The following is a 24,920-nucleotide window of genomic DNA, read 5'->3' on the forward strand; positions in this document are numbered from 1 at the left end:
TCTGCTCGTCATGACGAGCAGGTTCGAACGCAAAAAAGTGTACTTGGTTTCCTTGGCTGTCTTTTTTGCCGGAAACCTCATGACGTATTTCAGCCCGGATTTCACGTGGATGATGACGGCCCGCGTCATTACGGCCACAAGCACAGCGCTCATCATCGTGCTGTCGCTGACCATCGCCGCGAAAATCGTGGCACCCGCTTACCGGGCGAAAGCGATCGGCCTCATTTTCATGGGCGTCAGTTCTTCGCTCGTCCTCGGCGTTCCGCTCGGAATCCTCGTGGCGGACGCGTTCGGCTGGCGTATCATTTTCCTCGGCATCGCCGCGCTGTCACTCGGTTCATGGTGCTTATTTCGCTGTTCATCCAGCCGATCCCCGGCGGAACATCCGTACCGCTGTCGCAGCAGCTGAAAGCGGTGGCCAGCGCCAAAATCGGCAGCGCCCACCTCGCCACGATGTTCATGCTGGCCGGCCACTATACGGTGTACGCGTACTTCACGCCGTTTTTGGAAACGAACCTGCAGCTGAACCCGTTCTGGATCAGCATCTGCTACTTGCTGTTCGGCATCGCCGCCGTCAGCGGCGGTGCGTTCGGCGGTTCGCTGTCAGATAAAATCGGACCGAAGAAAAGCATCCTGTATGTGATCGGTGCATTTGCGGCCGTCCTGCTTCTCCTGCCGCTCACGTCGTTTTCACTCATCGTGTTCATTCCGGTGATGATCGTCTGGGCCGCGCTCAGCTGGAGCCTGGCGCCGCCGCAGCAGAGCTACCTGATTGAAACGGATCCTGAAACATCCGATATCCAGCAGAGCTTCAACAATTCCGCGCTCCAGGTGGGCATCGCGCTCGGTTCCGCAATCGGCGGTTTCACGTTGAGCCAGACCGGCTCGGTGTCCGCGACTCCGTGGGTGGCCAGCGCCATCACGCTCCTCGCCCTCGGATGCGCCATCTTTTCACTGACACGGCCGGCGATCGCCCGCCGCATGTCCTCCCGGAACCCGGTTGAGGAATAACAACTAAAAGAATGACAAACCGCCTCTTAGCTGATTCCAGTCAGCCAAGAGGCGGTTTTTGCGTGAGTGCCCGGTTTTCGTTTTTTCTTTTTTGCGTGCCTGTGTCCGAAACAACTCCCAATCGTTCCCTGCACATGCGCGTATACAATGCCGGATCATCTCCGACATAGGGACTCCAAAAATCATTCCTCCCCGGAAAGACGCTTGCGCGAAATCGTGAATCCTTTCGCGAACGATTGCAGGATACGGATGAGCTGCTTCGTCACTTCTGCAGGCGAATCCTCGTAGCCGCTCTCCACCCATTCCAGAATCAGCCCGGCGGTCCCATGCGCCATGTACAGCTTGAATTTCGGTGTATTGAGGTCATGCTCCCCCACCGCCGTGAAGGTGAACATCTTTTCCAGCAGTTCATAAATCGCTCTCGGAAGATCATGATGGAGGCCTGGAATCGTGTCTTCCTTCAGATAGAGATTGAAAAACGACCGGTTATCATAGACGAACGTCAGCAGATCGAAGGAATCGGTGCCCATCCTCCTGGTCAGGACCGTCCTCTCCTCAGGGTACCGCTCCATGCTCGTATGCTTGATTTTCTCGAACATCTCACTGCGCAAGTCTTCCGTAATGTCCGACTTGTCGAAGTAGTACAAGTAAAACGTCGCCCGGTTATAAGCCGCCCGTTTCACGATGTCCGTGACCGTGACATGGCTGTACCCTTTTTCCCCGATCAGTTCAATAAATGACTGTTTCAGCTCCCGCTTCGTCCGCTCACGCTGCGGTGAGCTCTTCTTTTTGTCCTCGATCGCCATTCCCTCCTCCCGAAAGTCGACAGACTCCCCCAAAGTGTCGAATAAGTAGACACATCCGGATTTTTTACTGATTGTACCACTTTTCCGGCAGTGATACGCTGACAATGGATAGAACAAATAAGTATCATACCAACAAAAAGGAGATGGTCCGGTTGATCGATTTCCAGAACAAAGTGGTACTCATCACAGGCGGAGGGTCCGGTCTCGGCCGCGCGGCGGCCGTTGAAGTGGCGAAGCAGGGCGGGAGTCTCGTGCTCGTCGACCTGAACCGGGATTCACTCGAAGAAAGCAAAAACGAAATCCGGAAAAATTCTCCGGATGCAAACGTCGAACTGGTGGAAGCGGATGTCACGGACGAAGCAGCGGTCGAAAAGTTCGTCAAGTTCACAGTGGACACATTCGGGAAAATCGACGGATTCTTCAATAACGCCGGTATCGAAGGCAAACAGAACCTGACGGAAGACTACGGTTCCGACGAGTTCACGAAAGTCCTCGCCGTCAATCTGAACGGCGTGTTCTACGGAATGAAACACGTCCTCAAAGTCATGAAAGAACAAGGATCCGGATCGATCGTCAACACGGCTTCCGTCGGCGGCATCCGCGGCGTCGGCAACCAGTCCGGCTACGCGGCAAGCAAACACGGCGTGGTGGGCCTCACCCGCAATTCCGGTGTGGAATACGGCCAGTTCGGCATCACCATCAACGCGATCGCGCCTGGGGCCATCATGACGCCCATGGTCGAAGGCTCGCTCCGCCAGCTCGCTGGCGACGACTGGGAAGCGGCCGGCAAAGAATTCGTCAGCGTCAATCCCATGAAACGGTTCGGAAAACCGGAAGAAGTCGGCAGCCTCGTCGCATTCCTGCTTTCCGATAAAGCGACGTTCATCAACGCCGCGGTCATTCCGATTGATGGCGGCCAGTCGTATAAATACTGAGCCTGAAGCCAGAACCGGACAGAGAAGCGCGAAAACTGAAAATTATTTTTCAGTTTCCCCTTGTATTCGCGCGGCTGTTCCTTTAAAGTGAACATATTGAACAGCCGCATAACTTCATAATTCAATTCTTATCAAGAGAGACGGAGGGACTTGGCCCTGTGATGTCTCAGCAACCGGCCGTAACGGCAAAGGTGCTAATTCCAAAAGGCGCAAGCCTTGAAGATGAGAAGATTGGGTTTCCTTAACAGGACCGTTCTTCTTTTCGGGAGCGGTCCTGTTTTTATTTCCAGGAAAAACCGGCCGCTTCCGCAAAATTGGAAAAGGAGGCTCTTCAGTCATGACAGACCGTTTAGAAACGAAATTCATCCATTCAGCAGGCGTCGACCCGCACACCGGCGCCGTCAATGTCCCGATCTACCTGTCGTCGACGTTCCACCAGAACAGCATCGATGAATTCGGGCCGTACGATTACAGCCGCTCGGGCAACCCGACGCGCCGCGCGCTCGAGGAAACGATCGCCAAGCTCGAGAACGGGACGCGGGGGTTCGCCTTCTCTTCCGGCATGGCGGCCATCTCATCGGCATTCATGCTGCTGTCGGCCGGTGACCATGTGATCGTCTCGGAAGACGTCTACGGCGGGACATACCGCTTCATCGCGGAGGTGCTGAATAAATTCGGGATCGATCATTCATTCGTCAACATGACGGACCTCGACAAAGTGGCCAAAGCCATCCGCCCGAACACGAAAGTCATTTACGTCGAAACACCATCCAATCCGGTGATGAACATCACCGACATCGAAACCGCCGCCAAACTGGCGAAGGCGAACGGCTGCCTGACATTCGTCGACAACACCTTCATGACGCCGCTGTACCAGAACCCGCTCGACCTCGGCGCGGACCTCGTCCTGCACAGCGCGACGAAATTCCTATCCGGCCACAGCGACATCACCGCGGGTCTCGCCGTCACAAAAGACGCGGAACTAGGCGACCGGCTGGGCTTCATCCAGAACGCGTTCGGCTCCGTGCTCGGCGCGCAGGATTCCTATTCGCTGCTCCAGGGCATCAAGACACTCGGCGCCCGGCTCCGGCAGTCGGGCGGATCGGCACAGAAAATCGCGGAATTCCTGCACGGCCACCCCGTCGTGGAAGAAGTGTTTTACCCGGGCTTCTCGTTCCACCCCGGACATCCGATCCACGAGCGGCAGGCAAGCGGCAACGGCGCCGTCCTGTCCTTCCGGCTGTCCGACAAAAACGCGGCGCGCCTGTTCAAGGACGCTCTGCGCATCCCGGTGTTCGCCGTCAGCTTAGGCGCCGTCGAGACGATCCTGTCCTACCCGGCCACGATGTCCCACGCCGCCATGCCGAAAGAAGAACGCGAAAAACGCGGGATCACCGACGGCCTGTTCCGCTTGTCCGTCGGCCTCGAACATGACGAGGACCTGATCGAAGACTTGGAGCAGGCACTCGAGAAAGTCCGCATCAAAAGCAAACTCAGCATCGCCAATTGACCAACGGAACCGAACCGAACCGAATCGGACCAAAACCTAAAAAAGAAAGCAGGAATCCATGATGACAAACCCAACAGCTGAAACAACAAAACAAGCAGTGAAAGCCCCGTTCAAAGCAGACCACGTCGGAAGTCTGCTCCGTCCCGAAAGCATCCACCAGGCACGCCGGGATTTCAAGGAAGGGACCATTTCAGCCCAGCAATTGCGGGACATCGAAACCGCTGAAATCAAACATGCGGTGGACAAGCAGATCGAAGTCGGCCTGAAAGCCGTCACGGACGGCGAATTCCGCCGCACGTTCTGGCACACGGACTTCATGGCGCACATTAACGGATTCGAAGGATACACGCCGGAAAAAGGTTACCAGTTCAAGCACGTCGAGACGGAAGCTTACGACGTCCGCAACATCGGCAAGATCTCATTCAGCGAAGACCATCCGTTCGTCAAGGACTTCATCGAATTCAAGGAAATCGTCGGCGGCCGCGCCGTCCCGAAACTGACCATTCCGAGCCCGAATCAGTTCTTCAACCAAGGGGTCCGCAACGAAGACATCTACCCGGATCTTGAGGAATACGCGAAAGACGTCATCCAGGCTTACCGCGACGCTCTTGCCGCGTTCTATAACGCCGGCGCCCGCTATATCCAGATCGATGACGTCTACATCGCCGGCCTGTCATCACCGGACATTCCGTTCAACGACGGAAAGTACAACCGCGACTATTTGATCGATTTGGCGCTGCGTGTCGCCAACGGCGTGCTCGAAGGAAAACCGGAAGACCTGACTGTCACCACGCACCTGTGCCGCGGCAATTACCAATCCGATTGGGCATTCGAAGGAAGCTATGCGCTGATCGCGCCGACCTTGTTCGCCAAAGAAAAAGTGGATGGCTTCTTCCTCGAATACGACGACGACCGTTCCGGCAGCTTCAAGCCGCTCGAACACATCCCGGCCGGCGGACCGAAAGTCGTTCTCGGCGTCTTCACATCGAAGAACGGCGAGCTTGAAGACAAAGAGACCATCAAAGCGCGCGTCGCCGAAGCCGCCGAGTATGTACCGCTCGACCAGCTCTGCATCTCCCCGCAATGCGGGTTCGCGTCCACCCATCATGGCAATAAACTCACCGAGCAGCAGCAGTGGGATAAATTGCGCTATATCGTCGAAGTCTCTGAGGAAATTTTCGGAGAGTAATAGTAAAAAAGAGCAGCCGCGATGGTCCGCGGCTGCTTTGTTGTTCCTCAAAAAGATATTAAACTAGCGACGGTCAGGATTTCCGTCCGCGTGACGGCTTCGGCGGCTGGCATTCGTCGCATTTGCGCTGGTTATTCTTACTGAACTTCGTGAACGTCTTTTCGAAGTTGTTGCCGCAAGCGCACTTGAACAGCAGTTTCTGGGAGAATCCGTGATACTCGGTCGATAACAGCCGGCTGTCCGAATTGTTCTCCACGAATGTTCTTATTTGATCGATCGTCCATCGTTTATTCATCTGATCGCACCTCTATCGTTTAGTTGCAGGTGGCTTTGGGAGCTTCCCTGTCTTCTGAAGGTTCCATTATAGCATTGTCTCACATTGTGTCATCCGGCAATTCGATTCCATCGATGAAAAAAGCAGGAAGTCCTCCGCCAATTCATCCAACTTTCCCATGGGCGCCCCTTCCTTTCCAGCTTTCTTGTCAATAAACCCGATCACTTCTTCCGGTACTTGTCGCGGATGATCCGATAATTTTCGTGCTCGATCTTATCCCATTCCGTCTTCTTGTACCGGCGGCTTTTCAGCCGTTCGTTGATTTTGTCAGGATCGTATTCTTTGAACCCCTGGCTTTCCGCCCACTGCTTCATTTCCTTATGATCGGGGTTCCTCTTATCGCGGTATGCCGTCAGAAATGAATAAAACCCGGGTACCCCGCCCACATCTTCAGGCGGTGCCGTTTCCGCTCCGTCCAGCAGCGTCGGATAGCCGAAATGATAATCATCCACCACATCTTCGAGCTCAATGCAGAATTCCCATCCGTCACCGAAATCATAACGGTACGTAAGCACCTCATTCCGTTCCAGAAACTCATCGATTTTCAGGCTGACCGGCTTCCGCACTTCCGTCCGGAGCCGTTCCTGGTACCGCTTTTCGAATTCCAGGTGCTCCGGCTTTCTTGTTTTCAGCCGCTCCTCGAACTCCTTCCGGTTTTTCACAAAAAACTTATGTTCCTCATATGCTTCTTCGTCGTTCGTCACGCGGATATTATCCTCGGGAAGATCGAATGCAAACAGGTGATACGGCTCGTACGGATAGCCGCTCTGAAAGTTCGTCGTCTGCTGAATGATATCATGGAGCATATTGAACGTCGCGCCTGCCGGCAGGATGACTTTCCGCCAAATCAGCGGATCAGTCTGTTCGAGTGTAATCCGGATTATATATGCTTTCACTTTTGCATTCCGCCTTTCTTGTCGGCTGTTCAATCGCCATCTCAGTACCAGACACAGTCACCGTTATTGTAGCATTCGCGTCATTATGCAAAGAGCGCCCCCGGAAATCCTTGGATTCGCCGGCAGCGCTTTATTCTATGAAATGACCCTGTTTAGGCAGAATCCTATTCAATACAAGGAAACGTTGCTGTATGCCGCCATTCCTTCCGGTCCTCTTATTCCCTCCCAGAGCGTTGTGCTTCAGCGGTCCAGTCCATCCCGCTCCCGGGTATATTCATCCCTCGCCATTTTCGCTTTATCTTCAGGTCGGACGCGCAGCCCCATCCATTCCTTCAGCAGGCTGATGATCCGCAGCTGAAGACCGACGATGATACCGAATGCCAGCAAACCCGTAAACAGCGGGCCGGTCAGCCCTGTAAAGAATAGCAGCAGCCAGCCGATTCCCGTTGCCAGTAAAATCATCAAAAATGTCTGCATTCCGTCTCCTCTCTTTTCCTCTGCTCATTTCCATCCCATTCATACCCGATAAAGACGGACCTTGTCCCGTCGCATCACTCCCCCGGGCTTTCCCCATCACTCCCGGAATAGCCGTAGAGGTCGCCAAGGCGCCGGAGTGCAGTCACGAACATTCCCTTTTCTTCATATGTGATCCACGCGCCGGATATGAACCGCTCCGCCCTGATCATATGTGTCACAATCGCTTTCAAAAGCGCTTGATCGGCGAAAGCGAGCCGATTCTTCATGTCTTCTTCGCTTTCGACACCGTATTTATGCATAGTGTGCGCGTATTCCGCATCCGTGAATCCCGAGGAATAGACGCTTTCCGCAAAATTCTCCATTTCCGCTGAATAGACGGTACCTGTCATTTCCTGTTCCGTGAAAAACGACTGCTCCCGGCTGTATCGGATTTCCTCAAAATAAGGTAAAAAAGCATAAAGCCGCCGGTAATCTTCCATTTCCGATGCCTCCGATCGATTCTGAAATCAGCAGCGTGAAATTTTCATTGTGCCGGCTGTCCCGGCTGCCGGTCCCGCGGCAGACCCAGGCCGACGAGCCCCAAAATCGGCAGGACTGAAATGACGATCATCGTCGGATACACGCCGATCCGGTCCATGAGCATCCCGATGACGACCGCTCCGATCGCCCCCATGCCGAAAGCGAGCCCGACCGTCAGACCGGCCATCGTCCCGATTTTGCTCGGGACGAGTTCCTGCGCATAAACGACGGTGACCGAGAAACTGAGCATGATGAAAAATCCGATGGCGGTCAATAAAACCGGAACCGCCGCGAGCGGCGTATACGGCAGGAACAGGCACAGCGGAATCGGCACGAGCAGCGACAGCAGGATCACATTCTTTCGCCCGATCCGGTCCGCTAGCGGTCCGCCGAAAAACGTGCCGGCCGCCCCGACCGCCAGGAACAGGAACACATACAACTGGCCGTGCTGGATGCTCAGCCCGTAGTTGTCCATCAAATGAAAGATATAGAAACTCGTGATATTCGTGACATAGAACGAACGGGCGAAGATGATGACGAGCAGCAGCGTCAGCGCGATGCCGACCTGTTTTTTCGTCAGGTCCGGCATGGAAGACAGCACCGTCCGCTTCCGCTTGCCCAGCTTCTCTTGCGCCAGCTCATTCTTGTACCACTTCGAGATGGCGGTCAAGATCAGAACGCCGGCCGCCGCGACGAATAGGAACAGCGCCGCCCCTTCCTGGCCGAGCGGCACCAGGATGAACGCACCGATCAGCGGTGCGAGCGCCTGACCGGAATTTCCGCCGACCTGGTAAATGGACTGCGAAAGCCCTCTTTTCGGACCCGCCGCCATGAACGACACGCGGGATCCTTCCGGATGGAACACTGCTGAGCCGAACCCGAGAAACACGACCGAAAGGAGGATCATCCAGTATTCGGGGGCGAACGCGACACCCGCGATCCCGATGAACGAACTCGTCATGCCGAGCGGCAGCGCGAACGGCATCGGTTTCCGGTCGCTGATGAGGCCGACGACCGGCTGCAGGACCGACGCCAGCATATTCAGTACGAAGGTGATCAGCCCAAGCTGGGTGAACGTCAGGCCGAGCTCCAGTTCCAATATCGGAAAAAGTGCCGGAATGACGGATTGGAGGGTATCGTTGAGCAAGTGGCACGCCCCGATTGCGAACATGATCGGATAGACGGGACCGGCGGCGAGCGGAGATGCGGCTGTGCGGGACATGATGGCGTTCACTGACCTTTCCGGATTCGAAATACTACGCTCATTATACCCTTTCTGGCTGATCGCTGCCGTCTCGAAACCGGTAATGGAAGATTACTATCCCAGACATGCAAAATAGAACGGAATCCGCATGCCGCCGGGTTTTCAGCACGAGGGTACATCACGCCTACGTAATAATCCCTCTCCTTATCAGTTCCGAAACCGCATGGACGCGATTCGCCGCACCGGTTTTCTTAATGGCCAGTTTTACATATTGCTTTACTGTGAATTCACTGATGCCAAGAGAATCGGCAATTTCTTTCGTTGCAGCCCCTCTCGAAATTTCCTTCATGACTTCCAGTTCCCGGTTACTCAGCATCTCCCGGCCCGTATTCAGTGAAAAGGAATGCAAAATCCTTCCCACCTGTTCGCCGAACTCCGTAAGCTGATCCAGCAAGGATGGTGAAATCTCCTCATCATCCGGGATTTCCATACTGTAAATGAAGCCCATGACTGTAATCCCCTCAAAAATCGGCATCACCAAAAAGGAAGTGACATTGGAATCGATGATGTATTGGCTGCTCGTTTTTTCAAAAAGTTCCTGGCTTCCATAGTACTTGGCCCGCCGCTCCTTGATCGCCGCTTCAATGGTCGGCAGCGTCCGGATATCATACCTTAAGTCGTGTATGTAGTTTATTTCTTCCTGCTTTAGTGAAATGACCCCTTCTCCTAAAAACCCGATCGGAGAATACCGGCATAAATAAGCCTTCCCTACCGGACATAGTCGTGTAAACACCCTGAGGATCTCCACAATAAGCTTTTCATGGCTGGTGATTTTTTTAAGGTGCAGAAGCTGCTCAGAAAAAGGTACTGCTTGAACCATCGTTTCACGTCCTTTAGGGGTAGATAATCGCCACTTATTAGGTAATATACTAAATCTATTGAATATTATAGCATTAATAACTGTAAGCGTTATCTTTTTCAGTCCTCTTCATTACCGCCCGGTGTTCCCAATAAAACAAGAACTCTCAGAAAAGGATGTGGAATTCGTATGAAAGCGTTAGTTCTGGAAGACATTCAAAAAGCAGTAGTGAAAGATGTGCCTGCTCCGGCAATTGAAAAAGACGGAATCCTGATCAAAACAATGGCGAACGGGGTTTGCCGAAGCGACTGGCATGTCTGGGTCGGGGACCATGGCATCGTCCAGCCGATCATCGGTCATGAATTTTGCGGAGTGGTCGAAGAAGTCGGCAGTGATGTTAAGAACTTCAAACGGGGAGACCGGGTGATTGTTCCGTTTTCCGGCAGCGACGGCACTTGCCCGCACTGCATCGCAGGAAACACCCATTTATGTGATTCGTTCCTCGTCCCCGGCACTGCCTACCAGGGCGGTTACGGTGAATATGTCGCGGTGCCAAAAGGGGACCGCAATGTGATGATGCTGCCCGACTCCCTCAGTTTTTCTGACGCTGCTGCCTTGGGATGCCGTTTCATGACGGCGTATCATGGAGTGATTGACCGGGTCAACGTCATGCCGGGTGAGAAAGTCGTCGTCTATGGCTGCGGGGGTATCGGGCTGTCCGCCATCCATATCGCTTCGTCAATGGGCGCATTCGTCATCGGTGTCGACATTAATCCGGCAAACTTGGAATTGGCCAGAAAGCTGGGCGCCGATTATGTCGTAAACAGTAAAGAGAATGACCCGGTCGAAGCTGTCAAAGAAATCACCAAGGGCGGAGCGGATGTATCTGTCGATGCACTCGGCATCACAGAGACGTGCGTGCCAGCCATCAATAGCTTGAAAAAAGGCGGACGGCACCTGCAGGTCGGTGTGACTTCCAAAAAAGAAGCTGGATTTATTTCCATTCCGGTCGACGATATGGTCCTGAACGAAAAGTCATTCATCACGACCTTGGGCATTCCCGCGTTCCGGTTCACTAAGCTTTTGGAGCAAGTCGCGCTTGGAAAGCTGCAGCCCGGAAAAATGGTGACTGATGAAATCAAATTGAGTGAAGTGGAAGGCATCTTCCATGACATGACCAATTTCAAAACGACCGGGACATTCGTTGTAACGGATTACAGTTGAAAGTGGCTTCAAAACGATTTAAACCGCTGCTGGATTTCCGCAGCGGTCTTTTAATTTCACTTTCGTCTATTCCTTTCTGACCCGAAAAACGCCCGTCTCTTAATTCATAGGAGACTGACGTTTAATGGACAATGAAAATCGGTTACTGCGCAGTGTAGCCGCCATCGACGATCAGGCTGTTGCCTGTCATGAAGCTCGAGTCATCACTCGCCAGATACAGCACCGCTTTTGCGATTTCTTCCGGTTTGCCGAGACGCTTCATCGGCGTCGCATTCGTCAGGAATTCGCGGTCGGTCTCCCCAAGGATCGGTGTTTCGATGAATCCTGGGCAAATGGCGTTCACACGGATATTGCGCTCAGCGTATTCCAAGCCAAGCGACCGGGACAAGTTTATGACGCCGGCTTTCGCCGCGTTGTAAGCTGCGCTGCCCGGCGAGCCGACCCAGCCGTACATCGACGCTGTGTTGACGATTACGCCGCCGCCCGTTTTCAGAAATTCTTTAATGGCAGCCTGTGCGACCAGAAATACGCCGTCCAGGTCCACTTCTACCGTTTTTCTCCATTCTGCATACGTCAATTCTTCGGTCGGTTTCACCGCGCCGATCCCCGCATTGTTGAACAAGATGTCCACTTTGCCGAACACAGACAGCGCCTGCTCATAAATATATTTGACTTCTTCTTCACTCGTGACGTCCGCTTTGACGAATACAGCTTCCGTCCCTTCTGATTTCAGCTCCGCTTCCATAGCGGCGCCTTTCTCTTCATTGAAATCTACGAGGACGAGTTTTGCGCCTTCAGCTGCGAATAAACGCGCCGTCGCAGCGCCGATGCCTGAAACCCCGCCTGTGATGACCGCCACTTTGTCCTGCAATTTACCCATGATTATCTCTCCTCACGTATGATCGTTCAGCCGGCTGTCCATTGAAACGGCTTACATTTTCATCTTAGTCCTGTGCCTGCCGCAATCCAATCATCAATAGACGCCCCTCTGTCGATTAACTCGACAGATTTGCCAGCTTTGTCGACCATCCGCTTTCCTACGTCACGCCCCCGGCTTCAAATCCTGTCCGTTCAGCCACTCGCGGATCACTTCGGCATATGTGTCCGGTTCCTCGATCCCCGGCATGTGCGAACTGTGTTCGAATACATGGAACTCCGACGCCGGCACCAGACCCGCGTAGTATTCCGTCGCTTCAGACGTGGCTTCGTCGAAACGGCCGCATGTAAACAGAGCCGGAATGCTGATTTCCGGCAGCCATCCGGTCGCATCAAAGTCCTTCAATGTGCCGGTGACTGTGAATTCGGACGCGCCCCACATGAAGTTATACACTTGCTGGTTCATCCCGGCCATCTCGTCTTCCAGCTCTTGCGGCCATGGGGTGACCCTGCAAAAGTGGCGTTCGTAGTACGCTCTCACCGTTTCAGCGTACGTTTCGGAATCGGTCGTCCCTTCCCGTTCGCTGCGCTCGATCGTCTCCTGGATTTCCTGCGGGAATTCACGCAAGTACTTCCGCTGGTCCTGTTCCCACCTGCGCGCACTCAAGGCGGGGCTGGAGAAAATGACGCTCCGGACACCTGCCGGCTTGCCGGCTAAGTATGATGCGGCAAGCATCGTCCCCCAGGAATGGCCGAGCAGGTGGAATTCTTCCAATCCGAGTGCCCGGACCACCTGTCCCAGTTCCTCGACGAAGCGTTCCACTGTCCAGAGACGCGTATCCGTCGGCCGGTCCGACTTTCCGCTGCCGAGCTGGTCATAGTGGATCACCGGCCGGTCGGTCCCGAGCTGCCGGAGCGGATCGCTGTCGATGCTGCTCGACCCCGGTCCGCCGTGCAAAATCAGCAGCGGAATGCCGGGGCCGTTTCCTGAAATCCGGTACCAGACATTCCCGCCGGTTACCGGGATGAATCCTTCTTTTACGTTTTCCATCCTTCTTTCCCCTTTCTCTTGTCCGCAACGCGGGTCAGCCGTACTTTTTTTGATGCTCCTTTTTTCGCTTGAGGTAATCCTCGTCTTTTCCGATCTCGTCCCATCTTTCTTTGAAAATGGCGGCAGCTTCCGCTTTCACCGGATCCAGCTGCCGTTCTTTCACACTGCCGTCTTTGTTGTATTTGCGGCCGCCCTTGTAATTCGTGTAGCGGCGCGCCCGCGTGTAGCCCATCTGGATGAACTTCCGCGCCATATCCATACCGACGAAATCATCTTCCTTGCGGTAATCCTCGAACATCCCATAAATTTTATTACACGATTCCCGCGCAATCTCCGGCGTCTTGAAACGCCAGTGCGGCAAAATCTCGCTTTTGTACGGCTCTACGAGCAGCACGCCCTGCTCGTCTTTGCCGACCCGGTACAGTTCGGGATGCTGCCGGAGGTCCAGATTTTCATAATCAAGACTGTAGTCGAATGCCATAGTGACTCACTCCCTGCCGATTGAATACCCGTTTCCCGGAAAAGACAACCGCCGGAACAATTTCCTGAACGCGAAAAAAACCGCTCCTGATGAACTAGCCATCAGGAGCGGCTTCCTCCTTGTTTGGATTTACTGAAATAAAAGAGAGTACACGTTTTTACTGAGCGGGTTCCGGACGGATGGGAGCCACCGGGCTTCCTTCTCTACTTCTAGTATACCCTTGCTGCGCTTTCAATTATAGACTGTTTTTCCCTTTTCCCCTGTCCTATACTGTGTTTACACCCCCACAGGAACAGGAGGCACTTAAACGATGAATGACAGCCAAAACGTATTGGATCTTGGCCCTTTCTTCCACGGGACGAAAGCCGCTCTAAAGCTCGGCGATTTACTGGAGGCGCAAAACCGCTCGAATTATCAGGACAAGAAATCCAATTACATCTATTTCACAGCGACGCTGAATGCCGCGAAATGGGGCGCTGAATTGGCCGCCGGTGATGCACAGGAACGGATCTATATCGTGGAGCCGCTTGGCGAATTTGAAAACGACCCGAACCTGACCGACCAGCGCTTTCCCGGAAATCCCACCCGCTCGTACCGGTCCAAATCCCCGTTGAAGATCGTGGCGGAACTCGCCACTTGGGAACGGCATTCCGATGAAGAAATCGACGGGATGCTCGCTTCGCTGAAAACGCTGCGGGAGCAGGGAAAAGCGGTGATCATCGACTGAATGCACTGTCGGCCGGAATCCGGTTGGCACGGATGGTATACTGAAATATAGAGGAAAAATAAGCTTAAAGCCGGGGGGTGGAATTATGAAGCGGTACTTTCATTTCAATGGCAGCCGAATCGTGAAAACAGGGCTGGCCATCTTTTTGACTGCTGTGATTTGCGAGTGGCTGAACTGGCCGCCCGTCTTTGCCGTCATTACGGCGATTGTGACGGTCGAACCGACAGTCAGCGATTCGATCAAAAAAGGGCTGGTCCGCTTCCCGGCCTCTGCCATCGGTTCGGCGTTCGCCGTGTTCTTCATTACACTCTTCGGCAATTCCCCGATCACTTATACACTTGCCGCCGTCTCAACGATTTTAGTCTGTTACCGGCTCCATCTGCATGCCGGCCTGCTCGTTGCGACGCTGACATCCGTCGCGATGGTGGAAGTCATCCACGATCATGTCCTGATTTCTTTTTTCATTCGCCTCGGGACAACGACTATCGGGCTGCTCGTGTCCACCGCTGTAAATATGCTGGTCTTCCCGCCGGACTACCGGAAGGATATCCTGGAAAGCATCCAGCGGATCAGTGAATGCGCAGGCAGCATGCTGGAACATACCTTCCGTACGATCCTGTTCGAAGGCGGCACGCACCGCCAGGAAGAACAGCTGCTCGTGAAGCGGCTGATCAAGGAAATCCGAAAGACGGAGAAACTGATCAATTATCAGCGGGATGAATCCAGTCTGTACAGATGGGTCCGGGCACGGGAAGCCGAGCTCCGCGTGGCGGAAAAGCAGCTGCTGTTCCTGCACAATCTGGAATTCCACTCGGATGCGCTGCTCCGGATCCCCGCGCACGAAATCAAATGGACCACCGCTGAGCGGGAAATCATCATGGGCGCCGTCACAGAGCTGGCGGACGATTTGAAGCATTCCGTCGACTACAACCACGAAAAGCACGAGCGCCAATTGAAAACGGTCACGAATCTGTTCTGGGAGAACAGCAAAGCAATCACCGCAAAGGAAGCTGCGCGTCCGACCCAGTTCCCGCCGGAATTCACGATTCTCTACGAACTCATCACAATCTGCGATTTGGTGGACAAGTTCTTTGACCCGAACAGTGTGAAAGCTGCGCGCGAAGCGGGGGAATAAGCTTGTTCCCGGCATCCTCCCCGTGCTTCCACGGGGTTTTTTGCATTTATTCTTGACCGCCGTCAATGGTTTTTCGGTCCGCCCGCTTTATCATGGACCTTGATACCCGCTGCAGTCGCCGCAGAGTTCCTGCCGATCCAGCCACAGGCCATTCTTATGCAAAGGAGCGTTTCCTATGACAGTATTCGATGACCGGGCGGCTTACGAAGAAGCGATAGATTGGATGACAGACGAGCGATTTCTCGGACCGGATCCGGAGGCGGAAAAACCTTTGGAGGACATAGAACCGTGCTCCTGTGAATCCGGGACTGAGCGGATGGTCAATGAAGGAGCGCCTGATAATCCGGCATCCGCCTGACGGAAAAAATAGTGGCGAAGCTGAAGATTCCATGGCAAACAACAAAGCTGGTTCCCCGGAAACTTTTCCAGGGAACCAGCTTTTTCGCTTTTTTTTAGTTGGATATGTCCAACGCCGGCGGGCGCCTGTGCAACGTCGCCTGTTCGAAAGCATATGCCAGCTTGATCAGCAGCCCTTCCGTAAAGGCGCCGCTTGCGAATGTCACCCCGAATGGCCTTCCGTTCGGCATGAATGCGGCCGGTACGGCGATGGAAGGATACCCCGCTTTCGCGCAAATCGTCGACCCGATATACGAAGGAAACAAAATCGCATCGACTCCGTAAGTGCGAAGCGCACAATCAATCCCCTGCTCCTGCGAAAAATACAAATCATCCAGTTTCGCGTTAAGGTATTCCGGATTTTTCAAGCCCGCCGGCAAGCCTTCCCGGTACTCCAGCATGTTCTGCCCGTATTTCAGCGCCTGTTCGTTGTTTGTTTTATTAAACTGAATCAGTTCAGCATCCGTATGAACCGGCGCGCCAGGCGGCAAGCCCGCGAGGAAATTCTGCAGGCTGTGCTTCATTTCGTAAATAGGGACTCCCCAGCTCCAGTCACGGTCAAATGAAGGAATCTCGATGTCTTCAATAACCGTCGCCCCTTGGCTGCGCAAGACATTGATTGCGGCGCGGAACAGTTCTTCATCATGTTCCCCGGATTGGAAATACGATTCATTTGCCGCCGTAAACACACCGATTGTGGCTCCCTTCAGACCTTCAGCATCCAAAAATGCCGTATAGTCCTCCACCCTTCTGCCCGCGCTCCGAAACGTCGCGGCGTCCGCCGGATCTTCTCCCGACAGCACATTCAGCAGCCGGACCGCATCTTCCACTGTCCGGGCGATCGGTCCCGGCGTGTCCTGGGTGTATGTAAAAGGAATCACGCCCGTGCGGCTGATGAGCCCGACTGTCGGCTTGATCCCCACCACGGCGTTCTGGATGGCCGGACTCAGGATGGAAGCGTCCGTTTCCGTCCCTACCGACACGAGCGCAAAATTGGCCGCTACCGCTGCGGCCGCACCAGAGCTCGAGCCCCCGACGAATAAACGGCCGGGGCCATACGGATTCAATGTCTGCCCGCCTTTTGAAGAAAAACCCGCCGGCATCGTGAGCGACATGCCGTTCGCGAGTTCCGTCATGTTCGTCTTCCCGAGAATGACCGCTCCGGCTTTCCGGAGGCGCGTTACAAGAAACGCGTCTTCGCTGCTGATGTGGTGCCGAAGCGCGAGCGTCCCCGCGCTCGTATGCATGGCGTCATGCGTGCCAATATTATCTTTCAAGAGGACCGGAATGCCGTGAAGCGGCCCTCGCACACCTTTCATCTTCCTTTCCTGATCCAACCCTTCCGCAATAAAAATGGCATAAGGGTTGATTTCGATGATCGAGTTGATGACAGGACCCTGCTGGTCGAACGAAGCGATCCGGTCCAGGCAGTACATCACCAGCTCTTTTGCGGTGATCCGCCCCGTCTCCATCGCTTCCTGAACTTCCGAAATGGTCAGTTCTTCTTTGAAAAATTCATTGAACTTTCGTTTCCGTTCCAACTTCACACATCCATCCGATTATGATCCGGCAGTTCCGCTTCAGTGGCTTTTCCGGCTGTTCTTCCCGCTGTTTGAGAAAGCCACTTCATTTAATACGGCTTTCGGCTGGCAAATTCCTTCTTTCAGGCGCGATTTTTCAAAAAGAATGACCATCATCGCACCCAATATTACTTGCCACAAATCCCTCAATACAAGAAACAAAAGACAACCAGCCAGCGTCCGTTCCTGTATCACGCACTGATTCCCGCTCTGCCGGAAGCGAAAAAGCCGGCCTCCCATTACTCCGGGAAGCCAGCTTTTTCGCTTTTCTTATTTCGACATGTTCAGTGCATTTTCGGAAACGAAGAACTCTTCTCCGTTAAAGACCGTAACGCCGTCCAGTTCTTTCTCGTATTTCTTGTTATTCTGCGTCACATACGCGACGTCTTTATTTTCCGGAAGTTCAATCCGGATTTTGCCTTTTTCGGCGATGAATACGACGTTTTCCGCATCCGTCCGGTCGATTCGGACAGCGAAGCCTTTTTGTTCAAACGCTTCCGTCGCTTCAACGAACAGCTCATCGGTCACATCCGCGAGGTTGACACCGAGGTGACCCGCCATCGCGGAGGCGAGCGCCGTGTTATCGACGAGGCCGGTCGGTTTTGACGGGCCGTACGCGTACAGGAAGACGTCCTCCCCGGTATGACCGCCGGTCGTGAAGCCGAGGTTCGCCCGCTCAGCGAGCATGTCGGTCATCGCGTCCGACAGCTTCCGCGTGTCTTTCTGTTCTTTCAATAAAGCCAGTTCTTCCGCCGTCAGATCATCGAGGCCGTAGAGCGCAGCGACTTCCACGAGGTTCGAGCGGTCCGCTTTCAGCTTCGACAGCGCCCCTTCGACGGTCATTTCCGCTTTTTTCAGCGGGTCGATGTACGCGGAGACCGGGATGGATGAATATGTACCGCTTGTGTTGCTGTTGCCCATCGTGATGCCGGAGTTGCCGTGGTCGCTGACGACGATGACCATCGTGTTGCCGTCTTCCTTCGCAAACTCCACTGCCTCCGCAACGGCCGCATCGAATGCGAGCACATCGCTGATGATGCCGATCGGGTCATTCGCATGGGCGGCCCAGTCCACTTTGCTGCCTTCGACGAACAGGAAGAACCCGTCTTCGTCTTTCGCCAGCGTTTCGATGCCTTTCGAAGTCATATCCGCAAGCGACGGCTCTTCAGTGCTGCTGGCCGCCTGGCGGTCGAAGTCGTACATGAGGGCAGCCGGTGCGAACGCGCCCCATAATTTATTCGCTGTGGAATTCATCAGTTCCGCTTTCGTCTCCACGAAATCATAGCCGTTGTCACCGATGACCTCAAGCAAGTTCTCGCCGTCCTGACGCGCGTCTTCTTCACTGTCCGGGGTCAGGGAATTTTTCCCGCCGCCAAGGACGACTTCCATGTCCTGATACACTTGCTGCTCCGTGATATCGTCATAGTCGTAGCGGGTCGGTGCGTGCGAAGAAAACGCAGCCGGTGTGGCGTGCTGGATTTCAGATGTCGAGATGATGCCTGTCGATTTCCCTGCCAGTTCAGCGCCTTCCAGAATGTTCGCGACCGGCTCGAGCGCATCTTCCGGCGACACCTGCTCAGCAACTGGGGAAGTCACGACTTCCGGGAGCAAGCCGATCACTTTGTCGTTCGTTTTATGTCCAGTGGCCATCGCCGTTCCCGCCGGAGCAGAATCTGTAATGGCCGATTCAGCGGAGTGGGTGCGCATGCCGCCGACAAGGATCTCATCCATCGCCAGGCTTTCCCCTTTATACCATCTGGCCAGCGTAATGGCTCCGGCACTTGTGCCATCCTTGACCATCATGATGACGTTCGTCGGTTCATCCTTCATGTCCTTCGCTTCCGGTGCGGGAGTGTTCGCCAACACGCCGAAAGAAGTAAACGCGATCGCCGCAGCCGCGGAAACGCCGACTGCCTTCTTGCCCAACTTGTTTTTCATCCTGTACCCTCCTGGAATCGTCGTAATGATGTTGCCGATTCCCAGTATGGCATCTGATTATTGAGGGCATATGGATTTTGTGTATGGGTTTTGTGAACGAATGGTAAATGGCGGGTATAAACTAACCATCACTTAACATTGTGCTGAATGGTTCGAAGTGAGGGTTTTCCGGCTAACGTTTAAGTTTATGCTTCATGACTGTGCATATATTCATTGTTCTATATATATTTTTATTCAATATTCTGCTGCACTTTCACAAGAAAGCAGGGAGCCTTTAAGCTCTCCGTCTCCACTATTGCACTTTATTTTTGCCGCTGGACAACCATTTTGTCCGGGTGCTGCTTCAAGCCTGCGTTCATCGTCAGGCACTCCGCTTTCGAAATGCCCTTCTTTCCGCATAATCTACACATTTTACACAGACGAGAACAGCCTTATGCTGATCATCGTAGTATTTACGGGGCTCGATCGCCTTCTTTTTACAGACAGCGCATTTCTTTATAAACAATGACAGCATCTTCATCCATCCTCTTTCATTATTTGGGTTTTCGTTTTGAATTACTATTCCCACTTGCAGGCAATGAATGAAAGCAGAAAAACCGGACTCCCATTCTTTCCTCTACGATTGAATATTGTTTTTCACTTCATATCCAAACAGCTGAGATTTTTCATCCGGTATCCATTCCCCGTCCCGGATTCTGCTCAAGCCCTGACTCAGACTGCCTCCAATAATATTCTCCAGCCACTTGGCACATGCTGCCAGAGTATCAAAGTCGTACAAATGGACACCATTCTTATATAAAGAAAATTTTTTAAGTGGCGCTTCGTTTCTCATCCTCGTATTTTTCGCCTGGTATGTACCTGCCAGTCCTGTTGCGCTTGTTCCCTGTAACTCATCTATAATTTCTTGAAAACCGACTAAACTTCCCCTTTTTAGAGAAGCATAGTAATTAACATGCTTTTGTGCGGCGCTAAGTGCCCGGATAAACGCTTCTTCCCCGTAGTCTTTTTTGATGCTTGTCAACAGAAAATGGGTTGTTTCATTATTGAATGCCCGCTTATAAACCTCTCCTTCCATCATGGCAAGAAAAATGGTGATGAATGCTGAAGCAGAGCCTTCGTTCATTCCTGTGGACCGGTTGATTTCAATTTTGCCTTCCTGTCTTGATAATTGCCCGGCATACACTTTTTGGGCGACTTTGTATGCACCCCTACTCATTTCTTGGCTAATCTTCACTTTCTACACCCCATTTCTTCTGAATTTCTGCCTGTTCCAGCTGTTACTTCTATTTTATCCTATTACCATTGGGTATTGGAAATTTTATGCAAATTTATTAGTGAAAATACTAGTTTTTTAGCCTCACATCTCAGTACCGGTCTTTGATATAAAACTACTGCCAATATTTTAAATAGCTACTGTTATTAATTCTTCTGAACTTAGTCTTTTTATTCACTGATATGGTATTATTTAGATATAGAATATGGAATACAGAGAGGAAGTCAAAAGATTGAGTCCCACAAAACCTTTTGTTAAAGGCGCGATCATTACTGGTGTATCATTGGTTTTTTTAAGTGGATGCGGAGAAGAAGATCCAACAACTGTAGTAAGTAATTTCTTGACTGCCGTACAGGAAGGTGACTTTGAAAAAGCAGGTTCTTATGTTGAGGGCGGAGTAGACAGCCTGGCCGATGACCAAGAGACACCTGAAGATGAAGAACTTTTCTTAAAAATGATGGAGAGTATTTCAGAAAACTACGAGTTTCAGCAGCCCGAAGAGATTTCTGTTGAAGAAAGCAGCGCAGTCGTAAAAGCGGAAATTACTTCTATCGATTTCGCCAGCGTTCTCTCCAGCACGATGGCGGAAGTCATGCCCATCGCTTTTGCAAACGCCTTTGAGGAACCCACACCAGAAACTGAAAAAGCGATGGAAGAACTGACTTTTAATACGATGATAAAGTACATTACTGCCGAAGACCCTGTTATGGCTACGCAAGATGTGGAGTTCAATTTAGAAAAAGATGAAGACGGCAATTTTAAAATCATCGATGACGATAGTTTGACCGATGCTATTTTTGCCAATGCATCTCAGTTTGAGGATTTGTTATCTGAAGGTGAAGACGCAGCGGCTCCAGCAGAAGAAGTTCAATCAGAAAAAACAATTGACGTTCTTTCAACAGTGGCAGAAAATCAGCAGAAAAAAGTTGAACCTTTCAATATTACATTAGAGGAACTTTCCTTTAAAAAAGCTTCAAATGTATCAGACGAGGAATTGAGTGCAATAAGCATGTATACAGACGAAATTCCCAATAACAGTTTCACATACTTCTATATTAAATTTAATGCTGAAAATACTTCTGACAAGGACATGACATTCAATGGCATCAATGAAGTCGTCTTATTTTCTGAGGGCAAACAGGAAAAAATCGATATTTACACCGACTGGAAAGACTTTATCGATTATGACGAAGCACAAGATCCCGATTATTATGGAGCAGTAAGTAAAGAAGGAGAAGTTGGAGTAGTCATTAAGACCGATCCTGCAAAAGTTGAGAAAGTCCGAATCGTGCTGAGTGATTCCATGGAAACAGAAACATATGAGACCATTACGGAAGAACAAATTATCGAATATGAAATAACAAACTAACAAGAAAAGGCATTGGACCTCTCCGGGTTTCAATGCCTTTTTTTATAGAATCTAGCCTGTCACCTATCCGGAGTCCCTGCTTTCAGCTAATCGACCAACAGAGGCCGCTTCTGCTGGAGAATGATTCTCTTTGTAAGTTCTTCACTGATTTTCGCTGCGCGTTTTTCAAAAAACACCTCATAGTCATCTTCCCATATTCCGTAAGCCTCTAAATCTTCGATAAGATGCGTCTTCATCGTTTGGGCAAGCCCGCCGTTTTCTTTCTTAAACATCTCCATATACTTTGAAGGCGCATGGGCCCGGATTCTGCTTTTATTCAGGAAATCATCGACGATCGTAATATTCACAATGTGATTGATATAGAACTCGTCTTCCTTTTTCTTTCGTAAGTAAGCTTTCGGGAAGAAGTGATGATAGTTTTTGCTGTTTGCCTGCTTCAGCCAATCATTATTCATCACAACAGTCGAATCGTCACTGAAGGATTTCGGTTCCTGGTACGCCATCAGGCACAAAACCGCTTTGATGAAACTGCGGTTCGCGCTGAACCATCCATTCTCTTCAATAAACTCAGGACTGGTATCCACTTGTGTGTCATACCGCGGCAGCTTATTCCGGAGGATTTGGTCGATCCGTTTAATGTCCTGTGCTAATTTTGTCTCCGATCCGCTTGTATATCGTTCTGACAGGGACACCCGCCAAAAGAAATCATCCAAATACCGTTTCATGTCGTTAACCGGTTTGGACGGATGATGATAGAAAAAGTAAGAGAAAGGCACAATTAACGCGTTATAAGGCAGCAGTTTGGACACCGGGATCCGGTAATAGGTCCGGAAATACTCCACTGCTCTCTCAATCGCATCTACAGCCGATGGCCAAATATCAATGAACGCCTGTTTATCCAGCTTCAGGATATTCTTTCTCGCACATTCACCTGCCAATAACATGGAAACTGTCTGCAGAACCGTGCTGTCGGAAATCGTCTCATACCCGACCAGTTCCATCCTGTCGATCAGTTCATCAAACCTTTCTGACAGATCGAAATCCCGTTCATCGTCATACGTTTTCGCTACCATGATTTCAAACACCGTCAGACTCTTCCCGCCCACATTCAGACGCGTGAAGACTTCCGTTGCCACGTCGATAGTCGCTTCTCTAAGTAGGATTGTCGAAAAACGATATGTATGCAGCCGGTTCTTATAATTCTCCAGCTTCGGAAATAACTCAGGCGGATATGCTGCCAATACAGAAATTCCGCCCTCAAGCAAATTGCGGAGCGAAATCACTTCTTCAGCCGAGTAATCCTTAATGTCTGTAATAATGATCGCCTCTTCCTCCGAAGCGGTGAGATCGATATACAGTTCCGAAAAATCATCCGCTCCCTTTTCCCGCGGAACTTTCAATCCTTTTAAAGATGCGTACAAACTCGTCATGCGCTGCTGCCCATCCAAAACATACTGCACCATCGACCCGGGCGGTGTCTCCGGAAGGCTGGCGCCGCCTATGTCACGAACCGACCGGAGCCGCTCCTTTGATTCCCACAAGATAAATGTGCCGATGGGATAGCCTTTGATGATACTGTCAATCAGCTTTGCAGACTGATCGAGCGACCATACAAAATCGCGCTGGAATTGCGGGATTTTAATTATCCCTTTATCGATTTCATGAATTAACGTTGAAAACGTCATTGATTGCGGTTCTGGCTGATACATTCATTATCCCCCAAGTTATTATGTCTTTGATTTATGGCTCCATCTTTTCTTAAGGACTGCAAAAGAGGTTGCCGATTAAGCAGTAAAAAACCATCACAACACCGCTACTCCATTATGGAACCAACTGTATTCTGCAGATTCCTATATTCGACGGTGCGCAGAAATTCCACTTCTTTCGTTTCCGGATTATACTCCAAAAATTCGACATCTTCAGGAATCAAATGACCATGCCGTCTTATGTAATATTCTCCAAGCGTTTCGTTTCTTCTTTCGCTATAGTCTTTTAACACGAAAAAAATCTTCCTGAATCCACGTGGAGCCAGCAGGAAATAATACATGGCTTCGTTCCAGACCGTCATCTTCGCGCTGGGAACGTTGCCGCCCGAAGTCCATTTATGGGATTTACATTCAACGATGATTTTTTCAGAGCTACCGGCTAAACTGCCCAGATCAAAAATGTGGTTCTTCTTTTGCTTGTGAATCCCTACCGGCAAAGACACTCCTTGTTCCAGCACTACGCCGTTTTGCTCGAAGTACTGCAATGCCGCCTCTTCAAAATCCCTTCCTACATGAGAATTGCTGATTGAAAGCTTCCGCTGAAAATTACTCATCATGCCCTCCTTTGAAAATAATTTTGGATCTGATTTTTCTTTATACAATCACTATCAATTCGATATACTAGTATCCAATTCCTTCTATTTTTAATATTTTACTAGAAAATCGCCTATAAAGTTGATTGTCACCAGGAAGTAATAAAGGATAATGAAGAAAAGGGAAATCTTTATTTAGCAACGTACATGGTCGAATTGAAGTATGCTGACCTGTCCTAGCAAAAACACAGATACATAGGACTGGGAATACCTAAAATGTTTCCTCGCCACCTTCTCCAGCACGCCTTCTTGATAACTTTCTTTTCCTGCCTCCTATTTCTTTAAAAGTTGCTTCTACAGGTCAAGATTTGCGATTTTTTCACACAACCATTGAGACCAACCGGTTACTGGGCCATCGAAATAATCCCGCATTCATTCGCCATAGACAAACTGCCATCGATATCCCTCCAGATTGAAGTAACTCGTGTAGACTTGTCATTTCAGAGTAAAAAATGAATTATGCTATCACATCGTTGTGGAGACTACTAGCACTTTAGGAAAAACCAACAAGATAGACGTTTGTTTTGTATATTTCAGATAATTACCGCCACTTTTCCTAAATTGCTGTGTCTACCTTGCACTGGATCGACTATAGAAAAAAGCTGTCAGTTACTTGTTGGTATCTAACAGCTCTTTGTCCCTCTATAGTATTTAACGCAGTCAAGGCGAACAGTTTTTTTCAAAACATGGACGTTTCTTTTATAGCAGTTATAATCACTCAACACCTTGAACAACCATCCGATTTAAACCTTCGACAACTCATCGAGCAGC

Annotated in this window: 24 protein-coding genes, 1 pseudogene and 1 riboswitch; of the genes and pseudogenes, 9 read left to right on the forward strand and 16 right to left on the reverse strand. The window is 51.3% G+C overall.

The window, feature by feature from the left end:
* Positions 1-1,011: pseudogene (locus CCE92_RS12310) on the forward strand (MFS transporter); the annotation flags it as partial.
* A gap of 182 nt (positions 1,012-1,193) precedes the next feature.
* On the opposite strand, the gene CCE92_RS12315 reads toward CCE92_RS12310, so the two are convergent.
* On the reverse strand, positions 1,194-1,817 hold the full coding sequence (locus CCE92_RS12315; protein ID WP_088008311.1) for a TetR/AcrR family transcriptional regulator: 624 nt from the start codon (positions 1,815-1,817) through the stop codon (positions 1,194-1,196).
* A 152-nt stretch (positions 1,818-1,969) separates the two neighbouring features.
* On the opposite strand from CCE92_RS12315, the gene CCE92_RS12320 reads away from it, so the two are divergent.
* The 3 genes from CCE92_RS12320 to CCE92_RS12330 all read left to right on the forward strand — a co-directional run bounded on the left by CCE92_RS12320 (position 1,970) and on the right by CCE92_RS12330 (position 5,451).
* Complete coding sequence (locus CCE92_RS12320; protein WP_088008313.1) at positions 1,970-2,752, forward strand: glucose 1-dehydrogenase; 783 nt, start codon at positions 1,970-1,972, stop codon at positions 2,750-2,752.
* A 125-nt stretch (positions 2,753-2,877) separates the two neighbouring features.
* Positions 2,878-2,981: riboswitch (SAM riboswitch) on the forward strand.
* Positions 2,982-3,089: 108 nt separating this feature from the next.
* Positions 3,090-4,262: a cystathionine beta-lyase gene (gene metC, locus CCE92_RS12325; protein ID WP_088008315.1), complete on the forward strand. Its 1,173-nt coding sequence runs from the start codon at positions 3,090-3,092 to the stop codon at positions 4,260-4,262.
* A 61-nt stretch (positions 4,263-4,323) separates the two neighbouring features.
* Complete coding sequence (locus CCE92_RS12330; RefSeq protein WP_088008350.1) at positions 4,324-5,451, forward strand: 5-methyltetrahydropteroyltriglutamate--homocysteine S-methyltransferase; 1,128 nt, start codon at positions 4,324-4,326, stop codon at positions 5,449-5,451.
* Positions 5,452-5,524: 73 nt separating this feature from the next.
* Here CCE92_RS12330 and CCE92_RS12335 read toward each other — a convergent pair whose 3' ends face one another.
* The 6 genes from CCE92_RS12335 to CCE92_RS12360 all read right to left on the reverse strand — a co-directional run bounded on the left by CCE92_RS12335 (position 5,525) and on the right by CCE92_RS12360 (position 9,674).
* Positions 5,525-5,746 (reverse strand): hypothetical protein, encoded by a 222-nt coding sequence (locus tag CCE92_RS12335; protein ID WP_088008317.1) that lies wholly within the window; start codon positions 5,744-5,746, stop codon positions 5,525-5,527.
* 200 nt (positions 5,747-5,946) lie between these two features.
* Entirely contained in the window at positions 5,947-6,681 is a 735-nt protein-coding gene (locus CCE92_RS12340) for a plasmid pRiA4b ORF-3 family protein (RefSeq protein ID WP_088008319.1), read from the reverse strand.
* 240 nt (positions 6,682-6,921) lie between these two features.
* Positions 6,922-7,158, reverse strand: a complete 237-nt coding sequence (locus CCE92_RS12345) for a hypothetical protein (RefSeq protein ID WP_088008321.1) — start codon at positions 7,156-7,158, stop codon at positions 6,922-6,924.
* Between the two features lie 74 nt (positions 7,159-7,232).
* Positions 7,233-7,637 (reverse strand): DUF6508 domain-containing protein, encoded by a 405-nt coding sequence (locus tag CCE92_RS12350; protein ID WP_088008322.1) that lies wholly within the window; start codon positions 7,635-7,637, stop codon positions 7,233-7,235.
* Between the two features lie 44 nt (positions 7,638-7,681).
* Positions 7,682-8,899, reverse strand: coding sequence for an MFS transporter (locus tag CCE92_RS12355; protein ID WP_088008352.1), 1,218 nt, complete (start codon positions 8,897-8,899; stop codon positions 7,682-7,684).
* Positions 8,900-9,065: 166 nt separating this feature from the next.
* Positions 9,066-9,674, reverse strand: coding sequence for a response regulator transcription factor (locus CCE92_RS12360; RefSeq protein WP_162287871.1), 609 nt, complete (start codon positions 9,672-9,674; stop codon positions 9,066-9,068).
* A 255-nt stretch (positions 9,675-9,929) separates the two neighbouring features.
* On the opposite strand from CCE92_RS12360, the gene CCE92_RS12365 reads away from it, so the two are divergent.
* On the forward strand, positions 9,930-10,964 hold the full coding sequence (locus CCE92_RS12365) for a zinc-binding dehydrogenase (protein ID WP_088008326.1): 1,035 nt from the start codon (positions 9,930-9,932) through the stop codon (positions 10,962-10,964).
* Between the two features lie 142 nt (positions 10,965-11,106).
* Here the strand turns inward: CCE92_RS12365 and CCE92_RS12370 are convergent, their stop codons facing one another.
* From CCE92_RS12370 to CCE92_RS12380, 3 genes are all read right to left on the reverse strand, one after another.
* Positions 11,107-11,844 (reverse strand): SDR family NAD(P)-dependent oxidoreductase, encoded by a 738-nt coding sequence (locus CCE92_RS12370; protein WP_088008328.1) that lies wholly within the window; start codon positions 11,842-11,844, stop codon positions 11,107-11,109.
* A 162-nt stretch (positions 11,845-12,006) separates the two neighbouring features.
* Entirely contained in the window at positions 12,007-12,891 is an 885-nt protein-coding gene (locus tag CCE92_RS12375) for a proline iminopeptidase-family hydrolase (RefSeq protein ID WP_088008330.1), read from the reverse strand.
* Between the two features lie 34 nt (positions 12,892-12,925).
* Positions 12,926-13,372, reverse strand: a complete 447-nt coding sequence (locus tag CCE92_RS12380) for a DUF4385 domain-containing protein (RefSeq protein WP_088008332.1) — start codon at positions 13,370-13,372, stop codon at positions 12,926-12,928.
* Between the two features lie 310 nt (positions 13,373-13,682).
* On the opposite strand from CCE92_RS12380, the gene arr reads away from it, so the two are divergent.
* The 3 genes from arr (at position 13,683) to CCE92_RS12395 (ending at position 15,592) form a co-directional block, all read left to right on the forward strand.
* Positions 13,683-14,099 (forward strand): NAD(+)--rifampin ADP-ribosyltransferase, encoded by a 417-nt coding sequence (gene arr / locus CCE92_RS12385; RefSeq protein ID WP_088008334.1) that lies wholly within the window; start codon positions 13,683-13,685, stop codon positions 14,097-14,099.
* A gap of 85 nt (positions 14,100-14,184) precedes the next feature.
* Positions 14,185-15,234 carry an aromatic acid exporter family protein gene (locus CCE92_RS12390; RefSeq protein WP_088008336.1) on the forward strand — a complete coding sequence of 350 codons (1,050 nt, stop codon included), beginning with the start codon at positions 14,185-14,187 and terminating at the stop codon, positions 15,232-15,234.
* A gap of 175 nt (positions 15,235-15,409) precedes the next feature.
* Complete coding sequence (locus CCE92_RS12395) at positions 15,410-15,592, forward strand: hypothetical protein (protein ID WP_088008338.1); 183 nt, start codon at positions 15,410-15,412, stop codon at positions 15,590-15,592.
* Positions 15,593-15,686: 94 nt separating this feature from the next.
* Here the strand turns inward: CCE92_RS12395 and CCE92_RS12400 are convergent, their stop codons facing one another.
* The 4 genes from CCE92_RS12400 to CCE92_RS12410 form a co-directional block, all read right to left on the reverse strand.
* Positions 15,687-17,171 carry an amidase family protein gene (locus tag CCE92_RS12400; protein ID WP_088008339.1) on the reverse strand — a complete coding sequence of 495 codons (1,485 nt, stop codon included), beginning with the start codon at positions 17,169-17,171 and terminating at the stop codon, positions 15,687-15,689.
* 39 nt (positions 17,172-17,210) lie between these two features.
* On the reverse strand, positions 17,211-17,405 hold the full coding sequence (locus CCE92_RS15875; protein WP_162287872.1) for a hypothetical protein: 195 nt from the start codon (positions 17,403-17,405) through the stop codon (positions 17,211-17,213).
* A gap of 75 nt (positions 17,406-17,480) precedes the next feature.
* A complete protein-coding gene (locus CCE92_RS12405) occupies positions 17,481-19,148 on the reverse strand; it encodes an alkaline phosphatase (RefSeq protein ID WP_088008341.1) in 1,668 nt (555 codons plus the stop codon).
* Between the two features lie 616 nt (positions 19,149-19,764).
* The gene (locus CCE92_RS12410) at positions 19,765-20,382 is read right to left on the reverse strand and encodes a hypothetical protein (RefSeq protein WP_088008343.1); all 618 of its coding nucleotides are present in this window, start codon (positions 20,380-20,382) and stop codon (positions 19,765-19,767) included.
* A 271-nt stretch (positions 20,383-20,653) separates the two neighbouring features.
* Here CCE92_RS12410 and CCE92_RS12415 point away from each other — a divergent pair, with 271 nt between their 5' ends.
* Positions 20,654-21,790 (forward strand): DUF4878 domain-containing protein, encoded by a 1,137-nt coding sequence (locus CCE92_RS12415; RefSeq protein ID WP_162287873.1) that lies wholly within the window; start codon positions 20,654-20,656, stop codon positions 21,788-21,790.
* Positions 21,791-21,876: 86 nt separating this feature from the next.
* On the opposite strand, the gene CCE92_RS12420 is transcribed toward CCE92_RS12415, so the two are convergent.
* Both CCE92_RS12420 and CCE92_RS12425 read right to left on the reverse strand, forming a co-directional pair.
* Positions 21,877-23,499, reverse strand: a complete 1,623-nt coding sequence (locus CCE92_RS12420) for a GmrSD restriction endonuclease domain-containing protein (RefSeq protein ID WP_088008348.1) — start codon at positions 23,497-23,499, stop codon at positions 21,877-21,879.
* A gap of 104 nt (positions 23,500-23,603) precedes the next feature.
* Positions 23,604-24,110, reverse strand: coding sequence for a hypothetical protein (locus CCE92_RS12425; RefSeq protein WP_206601404.1), 507 nt, complete (start codon positions 24,108-24,110; stop codon positions 23,604-23,606).
* Positions 24,111-24,920 lie beyond the last annotated feature (810 nt).

This window comes from Indiicoccus explosivorum (assembly GCF_002167005.1).
GTDB classification, from domain to species: Bacteria; Bacillota; Bacilli; order Bacillales_A; family Planococcaceae; genus Indiicoccus; species Indiicoccus explosivorum.